This window comes from Peribacillus simplex (genome assembly GCF_900156045.1).
Lineage (GTDB): Bacteria > Bacillota > Bacilli > Bacillales > DSM-1321 > Peribacillus > Peribacillus simplex_D.
This window is the reverse complement of the sequence record NZ_FTMX01000006.1, coordinates 165,710-186,393: the sequence shown is the minus strand read 5'-3', so window position 1 is coordinate 186,393 and position 20,684 is coordinate 165,710. Positions and strand designations below refer to the sequence as shown.

Below are 20,684 nucleotides of genomic sequence, written 5' to 3'. Positions count from 1 at the left end.
CCTCTATTGATAAGAGAATTAGAATATGCCGGATAAAGAAGTTTCTTCGCTTTTATACACAACTTCCCCATCATTTATTGTAAGTTCCACTTTAGTTTTGAGCACTTCATTTTCAGGAATATCAAAAAGATTTCTGTCTAAAACCACAAGATCGGCAAGTTTTCCCGCTTCTATCGTACCTAGCTCGTGCTCTCTAAAACTTCCATAGGCTGAGCCATATGTATATGCTTGCAATGCCTCTGCCAAAGTGAGCTTTTGTTCAGGATGCCATGTGTTTTTTGGATCTCCACTACTATCAACTCTTGTAATTGCCGTATATATTTGTCGCATGGGATTTAATGAGATAGAGACCGGAAAATCCGTTCCTAAAGCTAAAGATGCCCCTGAATTTAAAAGCGACTTCGTCAGAAAAACATTTTTTTCCCTTTCAGGACCTATAATTGAAGAATATACCTCTCTTGATGAAGCAGCCATATGATCAGGTTGCATGGAGGCAATGACACCCAGTCTCGAAAAACGTTCAATGTCATCCGGATCGATTACTTCAATATGCTCTATTGTATGCCTTGAGTCCCTTTTTCCATTTTTACGTACAGCTTCTTCAAAAGCGTCTAAAGCTAAACGGATTGCCCCATCTCCAATAGCGTGAAACCTGATTCTGAATCCAAGTTCATCTGCTTTAACAACTCGATCAATCAATACTTCTGGATCTAGAGCTGGATGACCACAGATATCCAATTGATCGGAATAAGGTTTGAGGAAGTAAGCTGTATGACCCGTGACTGTTCCATCAACAAACTGCTTTAATCCTGAGAATTGAAGTTTCTTTGATTCATATTTATTTCTCAGTATTTGAGCTCTCTCCAAATTGCCATCCAATTCAGGAGTGATATGAAATCTAGTCGTTAATTCTCCTCGATTATCCAATTTTTCATAAAGGTTATAGTCTTGAATGAAGTCATCTATCGGCGCATACAAATCGTTTACAGAGGTTATTCCATATTGGGATAACAATTGCAAAAACTTTTTTAAAATCGTTTCTTTTTTATTTTGTGTTAACCGTAATGCCTCTTTTAAAACGATTTGTTGAGCATCTTCATAGAAAATCCCAGTAAGTAAACCATCTTTATCTCTTTCATACCGACCAAAATCCGGATCACGTATATCCTCAGTAACACCTGCTAAATCCATGGCTTTACTGTTCACCCATGTATAATGACCTTCAGCATGAAAAAGAACCACAGGACGATCTGGAATAACAGAGTCGAGTATTTTATAATGGGGTTCTTGTTTATCATGCCAATAACCTGCGTCCCATTGCATACCTATAATCCATTCATCCTCAGAACAACCTTTAGAAAATTCCAGTACTTTTGCAGCTACATCTTGGGCTGACCTGGCATCAAATAAATTAATACTATTTAAACTTAGTGCACTAAACATAATGTGGAGATGAAAATCATGAAATCCAGGCATGATCAATTGATTTCCATAGTTAAATACTTTTGTCGTACTTCCTATGAAAGGTTCAATCTCAGCCTTTGATCCTACACTCATGATTTTGTCACCTAAGATAGCAATTGCACCAGACGTCGGCTCATGTGTAAGCCCCGTGAAAATAGCATCACTAGAAAGAACAATATCTGCTTTTTTAATAGCCATAGGAGTTACCTCTTTTCATTTAAAATAATAGGCTCTTTTCGTAAAGATTGTTGTTTTTAAAACGAAACGATTTAACGTTGACTGGAGCGCAAGTGCGAGACTCCTGCGGGAGCAGCGGGACAGGCGAGACCCCACAGGCGTTCACGCCGAGGAGGCTCACCGCCCGCCCCGCGGAAAGCGAGCATCTGGAGGGGAAATCAACCACACCGCTTTACTTGGTAAATAGCAACAAAGTATGCGAAAACAGCCAAATAATAAAACAGTAACGGATCATTGTACTAGCTTTACATCGAACTCTTCTTTTTGCTCTTCAAAATTCAGTTCAGGAGGACGTTCCTTAAACATTTTTGTTAAGTACAATAAGTAAATGAACCCTACTGCCATCCAAGTAATTCCTAATACTAAAGAATGGATATCTAACTTTGTCATAAACAATATAGTTATACCGGTGCCTATTAAGGGAAGAAGTAAATATAAAATGATGCTTTTAGGAGATCTCTGCTTCTGTCTCACAAAATAATGGATGAGCACAGAAAGATTAACGAATGTAAAAGCAAACAGGGCTCCAAAATTAATGAAAGAAGTAGCTGTTTCAATATCCAAAAAAACAGCAGTCATGGCAACACACGCAATCATCAAGATATTGAATATGGGCGTTTGGAATTTTGGAGAAACATATCCGAAAATCCTCTTAGGCAGAACACTATCTCTCCCCATTGCATATAAAATCCTTGCTCCGCTTCCTCCTGAAGCAATAGCAGAAGCAGTAGCAGATGTCACCACTACCGAAATAAACAAACTATTCAGTAAATTACCACCGGTATAAATCATGATATCCACTATAGCTGTATCAGGGTTCTTAAAAGCATTAAAATTCGGGAAAATCGATTGTGCAAAATAGGTAGATGCAACAAATAATAAACCCCCAATTAATGTCGTAGCATAAATAGCCTTAGGAAGTGTTTTTTTGGGATTTTTGGTTTCTTCAGCTAATGTAGTAACCGCATCAAACCCAAGAAAACTAAAACATAATAGAGGTACAATCGAGAGTAGATCATTAAAATTCACGTCAGGACTAAAAAAAGGCTCATTAGAAAATAACTCCCCGGTACCCTTTCCTGCTAAAAGTCCATTTATGCAAAGCAGGCTGAAAATAATAATAAAAAGAAATTGAAATATTACCAAAAAGGTATTCACATTTGCAGCAACCTTAATCCCAAAAATATTAATGGTTGTCACAGCAATAATAAAAGAAACAATAACTGCAATGATAGGAATACCAGGGAAGTAAGCATTCACCATAATCCCAAAAAGTAAAGCACTGATCATAGGACTGAAAAGATAATCCAATAAAATGACCCATCCTACCAGAAAACCAAGGTGTGAATTAATCCCTTTCTGCACAAAGGTATAAGCTGAACCGGTAGTGGGAAATACCTGAACCATTTTTGCGTAACTGTATGAGGTGAATAGCATAACGATTAAAGCAATTATGTATGCCGTAGGGACCATCCCATGGGTACGATCAATAGCGATACCATATGTGCTAAAGACTGTCACAGGCGCCATAAAGGAAAGTCCAAATACAATTACATATCTTGTATTCAGTGAACGCTTAAGCTCGGGTAATCCTTCCATCGCAAAGAGCTACCTCCTTTATTAAATATAATGGTTGTTTTTAAGTTAAAGTGATTATCAATTATCCTCTTTCTCACTTAATGCTGCGAGGCTGGCAAATTCATGTACAAGTGTTGCCGCTAAAAGTGAAGTGATTTGACTTGGATCATATGAAGGCAGCACTTCAACCACATCGTATCCTATAAAGTTAAATTCAGTTAGGGAACGAATCATTTTTAGTGTTTCAAAGCTGCTAAAACCACCTGCTTCAGGCGTACCTGTTCCCGGAGCAAAAGAAGGATCGACGAAATCTATATCAAATGTTAAGAAACAAGGTGTGTTGCCAATGGTTTTTCTGATTTCTTTCAAAACATCATCAAATCCACGATTGGATAGTTCACCAGTTGTAATCAAACGATAACCTAAATCAAGACTTGCCTGTAAATCTCCAGAGTGGTTTAGCGTGCCTCGGATACCTATTTGAAATACTTTATCCGTCTGCAGCAAACCTTCTTCGTGTGCACGAATAAAGGGAGATCCATGCCAATATTTTTCCTCATAATAAGTATCCCAAGTATCTGTATGGGAATCAAAATGAATCATGGCTACAGGGCCATATACCTTTGCCGCAGCGCGTAAACTAGCTAAAGTGACAGAATGATCTCCCCCTAATCCAATAGGTATGACTCCTTTAGACATCAATTCATACATGGATTCCTTCATTAAATCATAACTTCGGTGAATATTATGAGGAATGACAGGGATATCGCCAATATCAATAGCCTTCATTTGTTCAAAAGGATATACCTCATGGACAGGATGATAAGGAAACAGGGTCATGGATGCTTGGCGGATGGCTTGAGGAGCAAACCTGGCCCCCACCCGAAAAGAAGCTGCTGTATCAAAAGGCATACCTACAATTGCCAGCTTTGCATCATGATTTTGGGAAGGTAAACGCATAAAAGTTCCTGTTGTACAAAACTCTGGCTTTACATCTGGTGTAAGTGGATATTTCATAAATATCATCTCCTGGTTTTAAATAAAAATCATTTCATACAAATTTTACAAACACAGGGTGTAATCGCTTACAACCTATGGTTCATTCGCTTACTTTTTATTTCTAACACCCACTTTTCGTACTTTATTAACTAACGGTAGTTAGTTAAACCAAATATAAACATAGTTGTAAAAAAAGTCAAACTATTTTTTATTGTCTATTAAATTACCTTTTAATCAAAATAACCTTTCCTTTCAATCCTGCCTCTATTAAAGTAAAGCCACCAATTCTTGTTACACTAACCTGACCCTTTTGCTCTCCATAAGAAAAAGAGCTGCAAAACAGCTCCCAGACTGTAGACAAACTATATGAAAACTCAGTTTGGCTACAGTTTTTTATTTAAAGGGTTCAGTTGATTTCAGAAATCCTCACAAACTTAATCGGAATCAGCAAGTAACCAGTTTGTCGGCAAGGAGTTTCATCTGAATTTTAAAACAAAGTTGATTGGAACGGAAGGTACGAGACTCCTGCGGGATAAGCTTGTCGAGGGGAGACCCCGCAGGCGCAAGGCGCCGAGGAGGCTCCCGGACCGCCCGCGGAAAGCGAGTGCCTGGAGTGGAAATCGACGGTCGAGGTTTATAAACCCTCACAAACTTAATCGGAATCAGCAAGTAACCAGTTTGTCGGCAAAAGGAGTTTCATCTGAATTTTAAAACAAAGTTGATTGGAACGGAAGGTACGAGACTCCTGCTTAGAAAAGCGTGTCCAGGGGAGACCCCGCAGGCGCATGACGCCGAGGAGGCTCCCGGACCGCCCGCGGAAAGCGAGTGCCTGGAGTGGAAATCGACGGTCGAGGTTTATAAACCCTTATAAAAACTGAGACAAAGTAAAAAATTGTGCCTTTTAATGGAATAACACCTGAGCTTAAAATTTCACACTATTTTCTTAACAAATAAGACCCGACCTTAGTTTGATCCATCAATTTTCTTAACTTTGGCGATTATTAGTAGGATCAATGGAAGCAGAAACCCGAATGTCATAGCATAAAACGGCCAGATGTCTGAAATGAATTTACTATAGTGGACGATGCTGGGCGACATAATCAATGTAAAGGCAATCAAAAGGATACCAAACGGAAAAACCAGAGGACGATAATCCTGCATTTTTAACGTTTGTGCCATACCTAGAACGGTCACATAAAAAAACAAACTAAATCTTATAAAAATTGTGATGAACCATATTATGGCTAGTATTGCTTCCAGACGCGTCAAGAAATCAGCGATATTGATTTTCTTAGCCAACATATAGATTGGATAATTTTGTCTTGCTGTTAAATCTGGACCAAGTACAAGAATGGCTAACATGGTTATAATGATCAAAACACTTCCAGCCAACCATTGACCGATAAAAAGGCTTTTTCTTATTTTGTCTTTTTGACTCACGAACGGGAGGATCATTAGAATCGCAACCGGTTCAATAAACGGAAAAACAATAAATGGTATAGATCCCCGTATAACCTGTTTCAATCCTCCCTCCCCGACTGGCTGCAAGTTTTGAAATTTAACCTCAGGAAGTAGAAGAATCATCAGTGCTGATACAAGGATTACAACAAAAGGGAAAAATATTTCCGCGCTTCGGGCCAAGGGTTCCAAACCGAGACGCGCGGCCATGAGGACGACACTCATAAAAAGAATCATAATCACTTGAATGGGAGTATCAGGCATAATATGATTTTTCATAAAATCCCCAATTTCACTCAAGTAAGTCGCTGTGGTTATGAAAAAGTAGCTTATAAATAAAAGAGAAATTGCAATTCCCAGCCATTTACCCAAAATTTTTTGGCTGTATTCCACTAATGTTAAATCAGGATAGCTTTTCCTTAAAGCGTCATATAAAAAAACAACCAATAACGGTGCTATTGCCACGCTAATAATACCTGAAATCCAGCCATCTTGTTCGGCTTCAGAAGCGACAATGGAGGGTATAACTAAAATAGAATCACCAAGCGTATATAATATCACTAATATCATTAGTTGACGGCTTCCGATTTTACCCTTCTCGAGCATATTCATAAGTTCCTTTCACAACAAAACGGTAAGTTATATACAAACGAAATAACAAAGAAATGCTGAATTTGTTTCCTTTTTGCTGGCGCACCCAGCTCATTTGTGATTCCATACCATTATTGACAGAAGAAGAATATACAAACCCTGTTGAGTACGAGTTATTTTTTGCCACTGCAAGCCGCAGGCAGTTTGAAAAGTAAGAAATAATGTGTTTTATGAATCCTGACTAAACCCCCTTATGTCTACAAACTCAAGAGCTGCCAAAGCAGCTCCCATAAAATAAAGCACCCATTAGTTTAAGTACAGGTTCAGAATGAGAAAAAGGGCGTCCCGGTTCTGCAGAAGCGACTAATAAATTTCTTCATCCAATGTGGGATTCATAAAACAGTCGGATCGGGATGACCATTCCGCCCCCCTTTACTTGACAAACTGAAACCTTTTTCAGGTCTCAAGGATTAGATTGATCAATTCCTCTATAGATATCCCTAGCTGGCAATCAATAGCATTTCTGCCCCCATACTCCACGAGATTTGGGTTTTTATTTATCATTTTCCCTGTTTCTTTTTCCTTCAAAATATATGAATGCCGATAGAACAATGATTGCAATTAACACAATGTTAGTTAACCAAAATAAGTCCTTATCCGTGATAAACTCAACCATACTTATTATAGGAAGCCCGAATAAGAAAATTAGTAAGAAAACATCTTTTTTACTTTGTTTCCGTTTTTCAAAGAACAATCCCATTATTTTTTCAAAAACTGATCCCATTATAAAACACCGCCTTAACTTTTCCACTCTAAAGTCCGCCGTCTAAACCGTCAATCTTTATCCCTCTGCTCCAATCACGAGTGACTTTTAATTCACTATCTATGATGGCTATCGTGAGCTCTCCTTCTTTCTTATAAATCTTGGATGAATTCTCGTCATAAACCTTAAATACCGTTGTGTATGTGTAATCCACTGTGCCATCTTCATTTATACTTTGTTCTTCAAGCTTCACACTTTGCACTTCAATGCTTTTCTTGATTTCTTTGGCTACCAGTGCAGGCATTGAATAAAAACGGTTAAGAATTTGGGCATTATATTCATCTTCTGATAAATATCCTTTAATATTTTCTGCAATTTCATCAAACGTTGGAGGATTGGCCGGATCTTTAATGGTATATCGTGCAGTATAATAGCCTTTAAATAACTTTTCTGCCCCTCTCAATTTGACCGCATTTCCCTCTTTAACAGGGATCCCCCCTATAACTTCACCGTTTTCCTTGACCACTTCCTTGTTACATGCACCTGCACCGAAAAATACTGCGATTAACAACAAAAAGCTAAGAATTTTTTTAATGTCAACTCCCTCATTTCCTTTTTACATTTCATTTGTTTAAAAATGAATTTCTTTAGTATGAGCAGCCTTTAAATGTTCAAAATAAGGTAAGGGCGGACCACTGATCATCAGGGGAAATAATAAAAAACAAAAAATATATTGAAATATTAATTTAATTTAGATATAATACGATACGGTCTTGAAATTAGTCTGTGTATAATTTTTAGAAAATTTAATAATTTTCTAAAATAGCAAATTTTGGTTTTTTCGGAGGGTTTATTTTGTCTAATAAGGTACCATCATCATTTATAGTTGTGATTGGGTTCATGTTATTTGCCCTTTTCTTCGGGGCAGGGAATTTAATTTTTCCGCCAATGCTTGGTCAATCAGCAGGTACGAATATCTGGTCAGCCAATGCAGGGTTTTTGGTCACAGGAGTGGGATTACCATTACTTGGTGTGCTGGCACTCGGTTTTTCTGGAAAAGATGACTTACAATCATTAGCGAGCCGTGTCCATCCAGTCTTTGGTATTGTATTCACAACCGTTCTTTATTTAGCCATTGGTCCATTATTCGCAATGCCTAGAACAGGAAACGTTTCTTTTGAGATCGGTGTAAAACCTTTTTTACCTGAAGATTCAGGTCCACTGCCTTTACTTATTTTCACCATCATCTTTTTTACAGTTTCGTGCCTTCTTTCGCTCAATCCTGCGAAAATTGTCGAAATTGTGGGGAAAGTTTTGACACCCATCAAGTTGACATTCATAGGAATCCTTGTGGTAGTCGCTTTCGTTAATCCAATTGGGGATTTTCAAGCACCTGCCGAACACTATATGGTTCAACCATTTTTCAATGGGTTCAGAGAAGGTTATTTAACGATGGACACTCTTGCATCTTTTGTTTTTGGCATCATCATCATTAATGCCATCAAAGAAAAGGGTGCTAAAACAAAAAAACAAATAATGATCGTTTGTGGAAAAGCGACTGCGATTGCGGCCGTTATCCTTGCTACCATTTATACAGCTCTCTCTTATATGGGTGCTTCAAGCGTTGGAGAACTTGGACGCTTGGATAATGGGGGCGTTGTCTTGGCAAAAGTCTCGGATTATTACTTTGGAGCATATGGCGGGCTATTATTAGGATTAATGATCACAGTAGCTTGTATAACGACAAGTGTAGGACTCATTACATCTTGCTCGACGTACTTCCATAAGCTATTTCCAAACCTGCCTTACAAAACAATTGCCATAAGTTTATCCATATTCAGTGCAATAATTGCCAATATTGGACTAACTCAGTTAATTGCCATATCTGTGCCGGTAATGACAGCCATTTATCCATTAGCCATTGTTTTGATCTTCTTAACATTTCTTCATCCTTTATTTAAAGGCAGATCTGAAGTTTATCAAGGCAGCTTACTTTTAACATTCATCGTCAGTTTATTCGAAGGATTAAATGGAGCAGGTGTACACATTTCATTCATCAATGATTTCTTCACCACAATACTTCCTATGTATGAGGCAGGACTAGGATGGATCATCCCTGCCATTGTCGGAGGATTCATTGGGTATGCCAGCAGCGTCTTACGGTCCAAATTCGGTCATAATCACCAAATACATTAAATGATATAAAACCGGTTCAGGCATATTTGACTGTAGACAAATTCGAAGAAAAGCGAGTTTGCCTACAGTTTTTTTCTTTGCAAAACGTTCAGTTGATTTCCCCATTCCGACGACTGTCTGCCAACCCTTCTCTATGCAAGCCTGTTATTCGGCAGGAGTCATTCATTCCGTAATTTCTTCAGCAATTGAAAAATCTGGCCCCTATGATGTGCTTCATGTTCAATCAAATGGTAAACGACCCATTCAGGTGTGACGTCATATTGTTCAAGTACCCTCGGTTTACGCCAATCCGTTAGGTCCATTGTGCGAAAGTTTGAAAGAAATACTTCACGTACCTTATTGAGGCGGTAGAAATGTTCTTCTAATGTTTGTCCTTCAATGCGGGCTAGGGAGCCATCTTCAGCACGGCATCCAAATGGAAACAACGCGCGTATTTCCGAATCCCATTCCGTTACAAGGACCTCCTCGTATAACCAATCTGCCTCTATCAACGCTATGTGATATAACAACGAGCCAATCGTTTGCCTTTCATCGATTTTCGAATCGAGTAAATTTTGGCTGATTCCAGTCAATTCCGCTATAAGCGTACGGCGAACATCTTCTAAACACCATAACCACCGCCCAATTTCCGCTTCATATCCCGGTAATGCAGATACCATTAATGCTCTTCTCTCCACCAAGATCATCCTCCTCTTCATGAACGTACATTCTATTTAAACTTGTTGTTTCCTTCTTTTAAATGGAAAAATTACCTTTGAGATCAGGGCAAAAAGAGCAATCTTTTTAGATTGCTCTTTCGCTTGTTCCTGATTGTTTCGTTTATGTCATCGATATCGTAGATCGTAATTAACTCCCCAAAAAGAGATTGGCTCTCATCTCCTCTGTTATACGCCTGCTTTTTAGATAATCCTGTTCCCGTTCTTGTTCAACCATCATGCGTTGCTCCAGTTTTTGAGCATATAGTGCATAGCCGATTCCATGAGCCTGAAACATCGCTTTTTCCATTGCCGACGTGTACGTTAATTCGAGAAAATTAATGAAGAATCAATCCTTCCCATAGTAAATTTCGTACTCATCTTATCATTGTTAGTGATAACTCACAAAGTTGCTATGACTCCATATTCACTGATAATTCAGATTTTTCAACAGCTGTTTCCATCACCGTGTCCATAAACGCCAAATCCCTCCATCTTCCTCTAATTTCCTTTTTTCACTTACAAAATGAGCAGGTTGAAGACAAATTAAAAGTCCCATTAACAAACCTGTTGTTAATGGGACTAAGTGTTTATTTATATGAACCGAAAATTTCCTTTGCTAATCTGCGTCCGGTAGGAGTTGCAGCCAGTCCGCCCTCTGCCGTTTCGCGAAGTGCAACCGGCATGGTCAATCCTATTTTATACATGGCATCGATAACTTCGTCACATGGAATGCGGCTCGTAATGCCTGCAAGCGCCATATCAGCTGCCGTTATCGCGTTGGAAGCACCCATTGCATTACGTTTCACGCAAGGAACTTCAACCAATCCAGCCACTGGATCACAAACCAGTCCAAGCATATTTTTCAATGTGATCGCCATCGCTTCTGCGGCTTGGCTTGGTGTACCGCCGGCCATTTCTACTATCGCAGCTGCGGCCATGCCACTTGCCGAGCCCACTTCTGCTTGGCAGCCACCAGCCGCTCCAGAAATGGAAGCATTGTTTGCAACCACGAATCCGAATGCAGCGGAAGTGAAAAGAAATTCAATCATCTCTGCCCGGGTCGGGTTTAATTTTTCTTTCACGGCAAATAATGTACCAGGAACAACGCCTGCCGAACCTGCAGTCGGAGTGGCACAAATCATTCCCATTGCTGCATTCACTTCGTTCGTTGCAACAGCTTTACTGACGGCATCCAATAATAAATCGCCTGCGAGCGCCTTGCCCGACTTGATATAATTTTGCAAAAGAACGGCATCCCCGCCCGTTAGGCCAGTTACTGATTGCACACCTTTCAGACCTCTTTCCACCGCTTGCTCCATAACTGTCAAATTCCTGTCCATCTTTTCAATGATCTGTTCTCTCGACAGGCTTGAGAATTCCATTTCTTGTAAAATCATGATTTCCGCGATTTTTACATTTTTACTTTCAGCAAGTTCTACTAACTCTGCTACATTTCGGAACATGTTTTTACCTCCATATCTATGCCAACACTTTTAATGATTATCATTCAACCATCCTTATGACTTGCGACACGTTTTCCAATCCTTCAATTTCCTTCATGACATCGCTCTTGATTTTCTGATCGACTTCAATCACCATGAGGGCCATTTGACCTTTTTCTTTTCGTGAAACTTCCATATGTCCAATGTTAATTTCATGGTTAGCCAATACTGTCGAAACGGAAGATATGATTCCGAATACATCGTTATGCACGACTAAAATGGCTGGGTTTTCACCCGACAATTTAAGCTTGAACGTATTTAATTCCGTTATTTCTATCGTTCCGCCGCCAATCGAGATCCCAACTAGTTCCAATTCTTTATCTTCGTCGAACAGTCTGATCTTGACTGTATTAGGATGATCCATCACAGTATCCTCGATTGTAAAGGAAACTTCCATGCCGGCTTCTTCCGCTATCGTTAAAGAGGCAGGGATTCGTTCATCATCCGTATCGAAATCCAATATCCCGCCTACGACAGCGACATCCGTACCGTGTCCCCTGTATGTTTTTGCAAAAGAACCATATAAAGAAATAATGGCTTTCTTCGGTTGCTTTCCGAATAATGTCCTTGCTACTCTGCCAATTCTGGCAGCTCCTGCTGTATGTGAGCTTGAAGGTCCAATCATGACGGGACCGATTATATCGAATGCAGATCTGTATTTCATCGTGTAATGCCCCATTTCTGGCAATATATTTTTTAACCGTCTTTTAAGGATGAATGAAGATCAAAAAGCGGCGTAATTACTATATTAAAATATTTTTATCATTCCTGCAATGAAAACCCTTTCATTGCATACCCCATATTAACATATATTACATAACATACCTACCAAAATCTATATTATTTAACGCGAAACAAATGATTGATTTTTCAGTATATTGAGATAATTAACTTTCGATCATTAAATTTGTAGAAAAGCATGAAAAAAGCAGCCATCAGGCTGCTTTCCCTTCTATCTCCGCTTTAACTCGCCTTTTTCTCATCGATGGATTTAGCGGCACCCCAAATTTCGGATGCCCATTCAGGATGGTCGATGAATGGATTGCGGTTATTTTGCCAGTCTTGAATGACATCATTGCGATGGCTCTCGAAATCGTCGACTGGATCGAGTTCATTCCATTTCAAGAGTGTCGATAGCTTTCCATGAAGCGGCTTCGGATACGTATTGACTGTATCGGATAATTCAAGATCAAGCTCGCCGTTTCCTTCATACCGGACCGCCATGTAAAATAACATCCTTGCTATATCCCCTTTAACATGATCTGGCGGCTCCCATGAATCTGAATCAAACTTACATTCACATCCACTATATGTTTGACCGCCCTCGTCGAAATCAAGGTGGCCCCGTTTGCCATTCACTGTCACATCAGCGGGACGGAGGTGATGAAGGTCTGTCCCGGGACCTTTGCTTGTCCCAAAGTCACCGTGGGACTTTGCCCAAACATGTTCACGGTTCCATTGTCCGGTATTGCCCCCATTCGCGTTCTTCGAGATGGATTTTCCAGAGTAAAGCAAGATGACATTCTGTTTGTTCACCGGGTCTTCATCCGTTTCTTTAAGGGCATTCCACACTTGATCATAAGATAACATCGTATGCCCCTTAATGATCGAGTGCAGTACCGCTTTCAATTCCGTTCCCGTTTTCCCTGCAGCCGTTTCGTAATAAGCTTCCAGCGGCTTTTCATTCGATACGGTCAACGTGAAACGGGCTACCGTTTCCGCTTGCCGGTCCTCGGCCTTGACTGCGACAAGGTATGTTCCAGCTTCATTTGCAGGAAGGGTCAATGTCTGGCCGGTGACCGTACCGATAGTGGATGAAAAGGTTAGTTCATCTCCATCTGGGTCTGAGAAGTGCTCACTCAAATCGATGGTGACCTTGGAACCTGCTTTCACTTCAAGATTTTCCAAGTTTTTCGTTACGACTGGTGCATGATTTTCTTTAGGGTCGAAAGGGGAAGCAATCGCTTCCCCCTTTGAATCGAAAAACTTGATATTCGATGTGTCGACACCCTCTGTTACCGACCACTTCTGAACGTTTTCAGCGCCCCTGATTTCTTTTACATTGGCGTTATCGATGATGACTTCCTTCACCGCCATGCCTCCAAAATCAATGATTGCGCCTTCCTTATCCGGTTTTATCGTCACAGCAGCATTCTCCAGCCCAAGGCCTTTGAGTACAGCATATGAACCTTTTAACCAGATACCTTCTTCGATGTTGGATGTTTCGTCAAGATCGATCAAAACACTAGGCGAAGCAATCGTAAGTCTTTTTGTTTTAACGTTTGTTAAATTATACGTTTTTTCTGGAGCAGGAGTTTCGACTCCGCCTGATCCAGATAAAGAGGTTGAGACCAGTACAGGGTCATGATCGCTTGCTCTTCCATGAACTTCCATGAAGGATGAGTTAATATGGACAATATCGACTTTTGTCGCCTCGGCCATATTATTCGATACAAGGATATGGTCCAGTACTTGAGAATTGCCTTGATATGTGTAAGAATATCGTTTTTCAAAAGGGACTTTCTCGATCATATTGGTTAGATCATTGCCCTTTAATGTTTTAAGCGGTGCCGAAAATTCAAAATCATTAAAGTCTCCAAGCAAGACGACATTCGCTTTGGCATCCTGTGACTTAATATCACTGACAAACCGATTGACGATGGAGGCAATTTGAAGCCTTTGCGTTTCACTTGAAAGGACAGGAGGCTGGTTTTTGCCGAATAATGGCTGGTCACCGCCCTTTGAATTAAAATGATTGGCCACCACCACTACGCTTTCGCCTTTAAATTCGAATTGAGCGGCTAAAGGCTTCCTACTTGAAGTGAAGGCGGGGTCGGTAGGCTCGATTCGTCCAGGGTTCAAGGTAAGTTTTCCATCCTTGAAGGCAACGGACTGTGTTGCCGTTCCTTTCGTTCCTTCAGTCAATTTGACACGGTCGGCATTATATAAAAAGCCTACACGGATATTCCCGCCGGGTGCCCCGCCATCAAGTTTATCTTCTGGAGCGATATCGATGTATTGATATTGCGGTCCGCCCAGCTCTTTTATTTTGTCGGTTAACTTCTTGGCACTTTGAGCAGAATCCGTTGTCCCGCTATCCGTTGCCCCATCATTATCTTGCATTTCCGTTACGCCGATGATATCGGGTTGTTTAAGATTGGTAATGATGGATGTTGCGATCGTTTCGACTTTAGAATTAGCTGTTTGAGTGGAAAAATTCTCTATATTATAGGAAGCGATCGATAGCTTATCAGCATCCTTCTCTAAGGATGTCACTTCCCGGGCCGTACCGCCATCCTTTATCGCAGGAAGCTGGTCTTTATCCTTCACTACCCTATAGTTGCTATAACCATAGCTGATCACACCCGTGACCGAGCCTTCAAAGGAATCACCCGTTTTCGCTGCAAATGATTCATCATTTATATCCAGGGTAATTCTTTCAGGATTGAAATCCGTTTCCGTTATTTTGACGCCCCCTACTGCAGTCGTCGTTTCCATATTCCCTGGAATCACGACCAATTCACCATAGTCTTGAGGAGCGACCACTTTCGGGTTATATACTTGCACAAGCATTCCTTCCAGACTCTCGTAGAAATCAATGCCGTCTTCGCTCGGATTAAAATCTGTCAATCTATCATCATCGATGTTCTCGGAAGGAGGAATGACATCTTTTCCAATGACGATCGGTTCTGGCATCGCTGCAGTGCCAAGCTTTTCAATCGTCGTATTGGTCAATTCAGTTGTTGGCAGATCCGTCGTTTTCATTTCAGCGTATCCTTCGATATACCACTCAGCAACTTTACCTGCCACTTTGACATGATCTCCCGCTTTCAGACCATGTGCTTTGTTGTACACAAGTATTCCCTCGGAAGTCGTTAAGTCCTTATCCGGGTTGGGATCTTGCATATAAAAATTATTCGCATCCTTTACATAAGTGACGACACCTTCCACACCTGAGACGAGTTGATTTTCATATGATGAAAAATGATTCATCCCCTGAATGTCACGAATCTTCACTTCATTGGTTTTGGTAACGGTATAGGCAAAAGTGAAAACTTCCGATGTCTTATCGTTGACAGCGATTGCCTTGATGACAGTATCTTTCGTTAAAATGATAGGCTCCGTGTACAAGGCACTTGAAGACGTCGGTGCGGATCCATCCAGCGTATAATGGATTTTCGCTCCTTCCCAGCCAGATTCAAGTGATACTTTTGTATTTTCACTAACCGTACCAGGGAAAATATCCGTGTAAACGGCTGGTTTGTTCACCAGTTCATAATCTTCAATGCCACGCGGCTTCAACTGATACGTGTCATTGAACCTCGACCCGATCCCGGTTACGGAAATGACATCCCCTGCTTTATAGTTCCTCACGAAATCTTCATAACTCGAACCGGTCCGGTTATCATGGCGAACGATAACAGATTTCCCTTCAGTATCTTCCGCCTTGAATTCGAATGTTCCGTATGTTCCCGATGCCGCCAATTCTGTAATGGTCGCTTTTTCAATGGTGACCAGCTCACCTTGTGTTTCTTCATTGACGCCGGATGCATCAATTTTTTGGATTTCAGGAAGTTCATTCCCGGAAGAAACCACTTCAAGGGAGGTTGGCTGGATTTGCAATTCCTTATTATAAGCGGATACTTTTCCGATTAAAGTAACCTTATCTCCTTGCTTTACATCTGCAGGCCACGAAGAACCATAAACATATAGCCCAGCCGTTTCATCTTGGATATAAAAGCCTTTTCCTCCCCAATAACCAAGCCCGGTGGTGACCACTCCATCGACCTGCACTACATCTTCAGTATTCGTGCGCGCCTCGGCAATGGAGTCAAGAACCTTCACATCAGGCTGTTCAGGAGTTGTTCCCCCATCAGTGATGATCGTGTAATCCGTTGCGGATTTCAGCCCGGGTACTGAAAAGTACCTTTCCAGCTTCCCCGTAATCGTCACCTGCGCTTTAAGTAAATCCGGATGTTCGACCAAATTCAATGCCGTTCTGATATTTCCGGCTGGAAGCTGGACAGGCATGATTTTCTTAACATCCGTTTCATCCGGACTATCCGCAATACCTATGTTCGTACTTTCAGTAAAAGGCGATGTTTGCTGATAGCTTGTACCGCTTTTAGCTGTACCGACGATATATCCCTTCACCGTCGCCGTTCCGCTGTTATTATTAATCGCTTCCATTACCGATATTGTCCCTTCCGCTTTTGCAGCGGCTGCATTTGGCAAAACCGTTGAAAGCACGATCAGCACGGCAAAGAAAAGCTTGCTTATCCCGTTCTTCTTCAAGATCTCAACCCCTCCAACTTTTTTTCACAGACAAGGAATCATTTGAATGCCGCTTAAAAAATGGTTTCGCCATTCACCGTGACACCGCTCATGCTCACGGTCTTACCGTTAAGTCCCGATAAATCCAAATTACCCTCGACAGTAACCTGTGAAAAAGTAAAGTTATCCGGAGGAGTTCCCGTTAATGTAAGATTCCCTTTAACCACTGCATTTTCCAATGAAGCGATATCCGTGATGTCCACAACTACATGACCTTCATGTGTTTTGGGGGCATCAGCCGTTCCGCCAAAGTCTTTGGCCAATACGACAGTCGGGTCTGTATTGCTCCCGGCAACATCTTTGATGCGTCCTTCGATGCTTGGATCGACTGTTTTCAGCCCGCTTACGTAATCCCGTAAATTCTCCCAATCAGCGAGTCCGATATCCGTCACCCTTCCTTCTTCATAAGCCTTCTTGAAAACGGTGAATCCATCTCCGCCCTTGGCTGTGAAAGCATTGGTCGCCACGACATATTCCTTCACTGCATCCAATTCGGAATATGTTCCATCTTGTCCAAGGACTTCAACCTTTGTGACACGATTTCCCGCTTCCTTCGAACTGTCGTAGCTGAATTTCATTCCGGAAACATGCAAGAAGCCGCCATTTTCCTTAGGAGCGAGGCTTACACTATGCTCTAATGCTTCATTGATTTCTGCTCCCGTAAGCTTCATCGTCGCTAACGTATTCCCAAACGGTAAAACGGTCAGGATTTCCCCTAAAGTGATCTCACCTTGATCGATGCCAGCGCGGATGCCACCCCCATTTTGGAAGGCTATGACCGTTTCCTTATTGAATTCTTTCGCTTTGCTTAGCATTCCATCCGTAATTAAATTGCCCAGTTCCGTTTCATTTTTACGAACGCTCGGCTTCGTTTCATCCCCTGCATCACGCGGCGTTTCCAGGGCTTTCACAGCTGTTGCACCAGTCTTCGTTTCCTTCAGCTCCTTAATCTTAGAGGAGTATGTTTCGAGCACTTTTGCCGCTTCGGTATCATCCTGTTTTTCAGAAAGCTTAATCAGCTTACCGGCTTGTCCGACAATCTTGCCATCCTTATCGAATTCCACATCGATCGTTCCTAAATAGTCGCTATACTGATAACCTTGAACGATGACAGTCGGCTCTTTCGTTTTCCCTTTATCATCTTTGTCAACAACAACGGGGGCGTCTAACTGCGTATGGCTATGTCCGCCCACGATCACGTCGATGCCCTTGACCTTGGCAGCCAATGTTAAATCATTGTCATAAGCCGCATTGTCATCGTAACCAATATGGGATACGGCAACGATCTTATTGACTCCCATGCCTTTGAACGCCTTGACCGCTTTTTCGGCTTCTTCAAGATAGTTCTCGAATTCTATACTTCCAGGACTTGAAATATCTTTCGTCTCTTCAGTTGTAAGCCCGAAGAACCCTACCTTTTGGCCATCCACTTGTTTTACGATTCCATTGTATATCTTCCCTTGCTCTGGCTTACTTGAAATCAAGTCCGAGAATAGTCCCTTGAACTTATCATCTTTGGAGAAGTCGACATTCGAACTGACAAATGGGAACTGTGCCCCTTTAATGAAGTCAGCCAAAGCTTGATGCCCTTCGGCGCTTGATCCCAAATCAAACTCATGATTCCCGAACGTCATGACGTCATATTTCATTAAATTCATGAAGCGAAGATCGGCTTGCCCTTTGAATTCATTAAAATAAAGAGTTCCCGAGAATACGTCACCAGCATCCACCAAAAGAGCTTGAGGCTTACTCTTACGCACTTCCTTAACAGCCGTCACCCTTTTTGCCACATTGTCCAAGTGGGCATGCGTATCATTCGTATGCATCAAGGAAAGGGTGATGGCCTTCGCTGGATTTTTCAAGGCCTCTTCGGCTGCAGCGACTTTCTTATCCGCCAATGCCATTTTCGAAAGGAATTCCTTTCGGTCCGACTCCTTGATTCCATTTAAATTAATGGCTGCCTTCGCCTTTTTTGCCGCATTTATCTGTTCTTTCGTTTTAAGTTCCCCATTGGCAAGAGCTACATAGGCATTGACCCGTTTTGCCACTTCTTTTTTCTTTTCTGCATATACCGCATCATCATACTTACCTTTCACTTCTTTAACATAGGCGTGTATGGCTTTTCCGAGCTTGGATGTTTTGCTGACCTTTTTCAACTGCGAAGAAACGGTTTGCATCCGCTTGTCCGCAGTCTTTAAATCACCCTTCTTCACCCAGTAAGCAGCTTTTTCATAGTAATACGGAACTTTCAGGTCACCGTTCAAAGCTGTTTTGGTCGATTTGGTGAATTTATCGTATAAAAGCTTTTCGATTTTCGCACCGTAAACGGTATCTTTAATATCTTTATCTGCCTTTTTCACGGCTTTATCCAGTGCCTCGTATTGATTCCTGATATCAACTGATTTCTTGGCAACGATTGCATTCGTAAGGGTGCCAATCGATTTGCCATGTGCAGCTTTTGCTTTCTCTGCCGCTTTATATCCTTTTACATAACCTTCTGAACGAGTGATGTACTTATCATAAGCTTCGATTTCTTTATATTTGGCATCTTTTTCTTTTTTGCTTAACATTGATTTTTTAATGGTAGAGTTGATGTCCTTTTTTGCTTGTTTTGCAGATTTGATTTGTTTTTCAACAGTGGACACTGAAGCGAGTTTAGAAGTGTAGAAATAGGTATCGAATGGTTTTTTGATGGCGGCCTTGGCCGTTTTGATTTTACTATTCAGGCTAGTGGCAGCATCAGAAGGTGCCGGTGCTACCGCTACGATCGTTGTCGCAGCCATTATGGTAGCTGATGCAATTTTTACGATTTTCTTTTTCCCCATTATAGTTAGTCCCCCCATAAGTTATATACTGACATAACATTCTGCTAACTTATCCATAGAATTGACACGCTTTTCCAAAAATTGAATCCCGACAAATTTACTTACCCATACACAAATCCACCCTACTTTTTTCCTCTAAAGATCCGTGTATCTCCTATATTACAACAAAATAATCCAATTTTAAAACAAATTTACAATACAACATGGAATATTAACAGAATATTATCAATATATCCACCCCAAAATACCCACTATTCGATAGATGATATATCGATAAAATGATTTAATGGTAAATTAGTTCTACTTACCTAGTGACCACTCATGGTCTTTATACCCGATTTGTCGAAAAGCAAAAAAAGAGAGAGATTTAAATCTCTCCCAGACTGTAAGGGCCTCGGCCAGCCTGTAATTCGGCAGGAGTGTCGCAAATTTCTTCCATCCTATGATGATTATAGTAAATAACATTAATGATATTTTAGTCTTGTTTTAAAATAATGGTCGGGGTGAGAGCATTCCGAACCTCCTTTATTATCTATTTGTAGACAAAAGGAGTTCTATCTTTTAAAACAAATTTGATTGGAACGGAAGGCGCGAGACTCCTGCGGGAAAAGCGAGTCCAGGGGAGACCCCACAGGCGTAAAAGCGCCGAGGAGGCTCCCGGACCGCCCGCGGAAAGCGAGTGCCTGGAGTGGAAATCAACGTTCCCATTTTGCAAACCTTCATAAAAACTGTTGGCAAACAATGATTATCTAGTTTGTAGACAAAAGCAGTTCTATCTTTTTCAAACAAATTTGATTGGAACGGAAGGCGCGAGACTCCTGCGGGAAAAGCGAGTCCAGGGGAGACCCCACAGGCGTAAAAGCGCCGAGGAGGCTCCCGGACCGCCCGCGGAAAGCGAGTGCCTGGAGTGGAAATCAACGTAATTTTGCAAACCATCAAAAAAAAACAAAAAAAGAGCATCAGTTACGATGCCCTTGTAAATCCCACGGTAATGCTTGAGGAAAGTGCCTTGCCGATACTCAAATTATGCTTGATCGAA

General features: G+C 41.2%; 13 protein-coding genes. 1 reads left to right on the top strand and 12 read right to left on the bottom strand.

Going from position 1 to position 20,684, the window contains the following annotated elements; translation table 11 throughout:
* Positions 1-18: 18 nt before the first annotated feature.
* The 6 genes from BW986_RS20630 to BW986_RS20600 all read right to left on the bottom strand — a co-directional run bounded on the left by BW986_RS20630 (position 19) and on the right by BW986_RS20600 (position 7,664).
* A complete protein-coding gene (locus BW986_RS20630; protein WP_076370266.1) occupies positions 19-1,662 on the bottom strand; it encodes an amidohydrolase in 1,644 nt (547 codons plus the stop codon).
* A 270-nt stretch (positions 1,663-1,932) separates the two neighbouring features.
* Positions 1,933-3,300 carry an APC family permease gene (locus tag BW986_RS20620; RefSeq protein WP_076370262.1) on the bottom strand — a complete coding sequence of 456 codons (1,368 nt, stop codon included), beginning with the start codon at positions 3,298-3,300 and terminating at the stop codon, positions 1,933-1,935.
* A 57-nt stretch (positions 3,301-3,357) separates the two neighbouring features.
* A complete protein-coding gene (speB, locus tag BW986_RS20615; protein WP_076370260.1) occupies positions 3,358-4,296 on the bottom strand; it encodes an agmatinase in 939 nt (312 codons plus the stop codon).
* Positions 4,297-5,241: 945 nt separating this feature from the next.
* Positions 5,242-6,342, bottom strand: a complete 1,101-nt coding sequence (locus BW986_RS20610; protein ID WP_076370258.1) for a GerAB/ArcD/ProY family transporter — start codon at positions 6,340-6,342, stop codon at positions 5,242-5,244.
* A gap of 538 nt (positions 6,343-6,880) precedes the next feature.
* Positions 6,881-7,111, bottom strand: coding sequence for a hypothetical protein (locus BW986_RS20605; RefSeq protein WP_076370256.1), 231 nt, complete (start codon positions 7,109-7,111; stop codon positions 6,881-6,883).
* 28 nt (positions 7,112-7,139) lie between these two features.
* Positions 7,140-7,664: a hypothetical protein gene (locus BW986_RS20600; RefSeq protein ID WP_081395728.1), complete on the bottom strand. Its 525-nt coding sequence runs from the start codon at positions 7,662-7,664 to the stop codon at positions 7,140-7,142.
* A 281-nt stretch (positions 7,665-7,945) separates the two neighbouring features.
* On the opposite strand from BW986_RS20600, the gene brnQ reads away from it, so the two are divergent.
* Entirely contained in the window at positions 7,946-9,286 is a 1,341-nt protein-coding gene (brnQ, locus tag BW986_RS20595) for a branched-chain amino acid transport system II carrier protein (RefSeq protein ID WP_076370252.1), read from the top strand.
* A 158-nt stretch (positions 9,287-9,444) separates the two neighbouring features.
* On the opposite strand, the gene BW986_RS20590 is transcribed toward brnQ, so the two are convergent.
* From BW986_RS20590 to BW986_RS30845, 6 genes are all read right to left on the bottom strand, one after another.
* Entirely contained in the window at positions 9,445-9,972 is a 528-nt protein-coding gene (locus BW986_RS20590; protein ID WP_397222816.1) for a DinB family protein, read from the bottom strand.
* Positions 9,973-10,132: 160 nt separating this feature from the next.
* Entirely contained in the window at positions 10,133-10,279 is a 147-nt protein-coding gene (locus tag BW986_RS31420; RefSeq protein WP_464683590.1) for a YuzK family famiily protein, read from the bottom strand.
* Positions 10,280-10,571: 292 nt separating this feature from the next.
* Positions 10,572-11,447, bottom strand: a complete 876-nt coding sequence (gene sdaAA, locus BW986_RS20585; protein WP_076370250.1) for an L-serine ammonia-lyase, iron-sulfur-dependent, subunit alpha — start codon at positions 11,445-11,447, stop codon at positions 10,572-10,574.
* A 40-nt stretch (positions 11,448-11,487) separates the two neighbouring features.
* Positions 11,488-12,150, bottom strand: coding sequence for an L-serine ammonia-lyase, iron-sulfur-dependent subunit beta (sdaAB, locus tag BW986_RS20580; protein WP_076370248.1), 663 nt, complete (start codon positions 12,148-12,150; stop codon positions 11,488-11,490).
* Positions 12,151-12,449: 299 nt separating this feature from the next.
* Positions 12,450-16,781 carry an endonuclease gene (locus tag BW986_RS20575; RefSeq protein WP_076370246.1) on the bottom strand — a complete coding sequence of 1,444 codons (4,332 nt, stop codon included), beginning with the start codon at positions 16,779-16,781 and terminating at the stop codon, positions 12,450-12,452.
* Positions 16,782-16,834: 53 nt separating this feature from the next.
* Positions 16,835-19,645, bottom strand: coding sequence for a bifunctional metallophosphatase/5'-nucleotidase (locus BW986_RS30845; protein ID WP_260320914.1), 2,811 nt, complete (start codon positions 19,643-19,645; stop codon positions 16,835-16,837).
* Between the last annotated feature and the right edge of the window lie 1,039 nt (positions 19,646-20,684).